We start from the raw sequence: 2,855 nt of genomic DNA on the forward strand, positions 1-2,855 counted from the left end.
GGACAAGCGCCTAAACTGAAGCAGATTTTAATTCGCCATGTTGCAGAGCCCGGAACACAACGTTTGTTGTTGCAAAAGCACGATATTGATGTTGCTCGTGATTTGACCCCTGAAGATCTTGCAGATCTGCAAAAAACAACAGATGTTAAAATTGAAGAAGTGTTAGAACCATCTATGATGTACTGGGGATTTAACATGACAAATCCTATTTTTGCTAAGGAAAAAGTGCGTTTGGCGATGCGTTATCTCATAGATTATGAAGGTCTTGGCAAGAAGCTTCTCAAAGGTGTTGGTGTTCCACGGGCCAGTTTTATTCCTCTTGGCAACTTTGGGGCTTTAGATGAAAAAGAAGGGCAACCCTTTAAACTTGATATTCAAAAAGCCAAGCAGCTTTTAGCAGAAGCTGGTTATCCGAATGGATTTGAGGCAAATTTTCTCGTATCAAATGCTCCTTATAGGGTGTTAGTTGCTCAGTCACTCCAAGATAGTGCCGCAAAGGCGGGGGTGCGTCTTAAAATTGAACGGATGGCCGGTACACAGTTGTTTTCTAAACTTTATGCACGGGCTTTTGATACGATTTTTGTCGGATGGAATAATGATTCTGCGGATCCTCATACCATGGCTTCACGTCTTGTTTATAATCCAGATAATCGGCTTGAGGCAAAAAATACCGCCTATCCTAGTTGGCAATATGGGTATTTGGATGAAACGATGAATCAAAAGGTTCAGGATGCATTGTTTCAAAAAGATCCGCAAAAACGGGCACAACTCTATGCTGATTTACAACGTGAATTGATGCAAAAAGGACCTTATGCGTTTATCTTTCAGAAATATACTGTTATCGCGATGACGCCTGATATCAAAAAGTGGGTTTGGAATAGTGCGCCACATATTTTTTATAGTAAAATTGAAAAATAAGAGTGTCTTCAATGCTGTTCAATAGATAAAGGGCATCGTCATGATATATTCGGCGTATTGTATAAATTTTCAAGTTTTGCAATGCGTCGAAGATCATAGGTAATGCGTGATATATTGTTGAATGTCTTTTCAAGACATTCGTTTAAAGATATTTTTCATTCTCATTAGAGGTGTATTTAAATGGATGTTAAGATCGATATTTCAATTTTTCTGAATTAGAAAGTGGTCAATTTATTTGTTAAAAAACTGAGAGTAACATAAAAAAACTAAGTGTAACAAATATCGCGGAATTTAGTGGTGCTAAAGGTGCAAAGGTTTTGCGATGTTGAAGGAAAGTTTTGTTATGGGGGTACACAAGAGATATCAGTTTTTTATGGTGTTTATATTTTCTTTTGCTTTGAAAGATGATGAGATGTCATTTGGAGGGTGTTATTTTACGGGGAGTGATGAAAAAATTAAATTTTCTTTTGAAGAAGGAATAAAAGTCGTTGCATTTGGCAAACTAACGAATTTTTCTGTTTTATCAAATCGTCAAATTGTTATGAAGGCTCGTTGTTATTAAGGTACTTGAGCTAAAAGGGGTAGTGCTTTGATGGTATAGAAAACGCCGGAAGAAATACGAGACAAGCTTGCTTAACAAGATAGAAAAAATACAGGTTTTATAGTCTTCAATAGTAGGCGTTATGATATCGTGATTAAGCTCTGTTGTTGGTGAGCGTTCATTGTATATCAGAGTGTTTTCCTTTGTATGTTTTAGTTTGGCTTATAAGTGTAGACAAGAGGAGTCATTGGCAAGAGGTGCTTGTTCTTGAAGATTTTAAAGTTTGGTCTTTAGGAGCCTATCGTTCGTCTAAACTTAAATTAAGCACGTTTTGCTGCATGGAGAATTTATACAATAAACGTTAAAAGGAAAATTCTATGAACATGAAAAGAAAAATATTGAAAAAGGGCAGTTCTTTTGTTTCTGCTGTTCTTGCAATGGGGATGTTTGTGCAACAAGTTTCAGCAAAAACACCCGCCGATACGCTTGTGATGGCTTGGAATCTCGATCCAATAAATACATTTGACCCTGCACAACTCAATGACCGTTATGGAATTGAAGTGGTTAACAATATTTGTGATAATTTAGTCGTTTCTGCTACAGATGATGCGGCTAAAATGGTTCCCTCGTTAGCGAAGAGTTGGGATGTTTCAAGTGATGATCAGAGTACGGTGATTACTTTTCACTTGCGTGATGGTTTAAAGTTTTATGATGGTCGTTCTGCGAATGCCAATGATCTTGTTTGGGGTATGAAGCGGGTTGTCAAATTGAAATTGGCTAATGCGGCAACATTTAATGAATATGGGATTACAGAACAAAACGTTGATGAGGCTTTTCAAGCACCGGACGACAAAACAGTGGTGATGAAATTTGATAAACCTTATCCAGCAGAGCTTATTCTTAGCAATATTTCCACTAATCGCACTGCTGCCTTGCTGGATCGTGAGACACTCATGAAACACGAAAAAGATGGTGATATGGGAAACCGGTATTTGGCAAGCCATTCTGCTTGCGTTGGTCCTTATCAGCTAGAGAGTTGGCGCCCTGGGGAAGGAATTTTGTTGCGTGCAAGCTCCAATTATTGGGGGGAGGCGCCTAAATTGAAGAAGATTTTAATTCGCCATGTCGCGGAGCCTGGAACGCAACGTTTATTATTGGAAAAACATGATATCGATGTTGCACGTAATCTGATGCCAGAGGATTTGGCAGATCTCCAAGCAACAACGGATATTAAAGTTGAAAAAGTGTTGGCGCCCTCCATGATCATATGGGGATTTAATGCGACAAACCCTATTTTTGCCAATGAAAAAGTGCGTTTGGCGATGCGCTATCTTATTGACTATGAAGGACTCGGTAAGACTCTTCTCAAAGATGTTGGTATTCCACGTGCAAGTTT

Annotated in this window: 3 protein-coding genes; all 3 read left to right on the forward strand. The window is 38.5% G+C overall.

Annotation, left to right across the window (positions count from 1 at the left end):
- Positions 1-918: ABC transporter substrate-binding protein (locus ACFINM_RS09040; RefSeq protein ID WP_375641147.1), on the forward strand; the 918-nt coding region annotated here is incomplete at its 5' end.
- 343 nt (positions 919-1,261) lie between these two features.
- Positions 1,262-1,480, forward strand: a complete 219-nt coding sequence (locus tag ACFINM_RS09045) for a hypothetical protein (RefSeq protein ID WP_375641149.1) — start codon at positions 1,262-1,264, stop codon at positions 1,478-1,480.
- 356 nt (positions 1,481-1,836) lie between these two features.
- On the forward strand, positions 1,837-2,855 hold a 1,019-nt coding region (locus ACFINM_RS09050; RefSeq protein WP_375641151.1), incomplete at its 3' end, for an ABC transporter substrate-binding protein.

Source organism: Bartonella sp. AA168HLJHH, from assembly GCF_042197365.1.
GTDB lineage: Bacteria > Pseudomonadota > Alphaproteobacteria > Rhizobiales > Rhizobiaceae > Bartonella.

What these genes read in the sequence shown, in the direction of transcription:
- ACFINM_RS09045 (WP_375641149.1), top strand. Translation starts at nt 1,262, where the DNA reads ATGGGGGTACACAAGAGATATCAGTTTTTTATGGTGTTTATATTTTCT.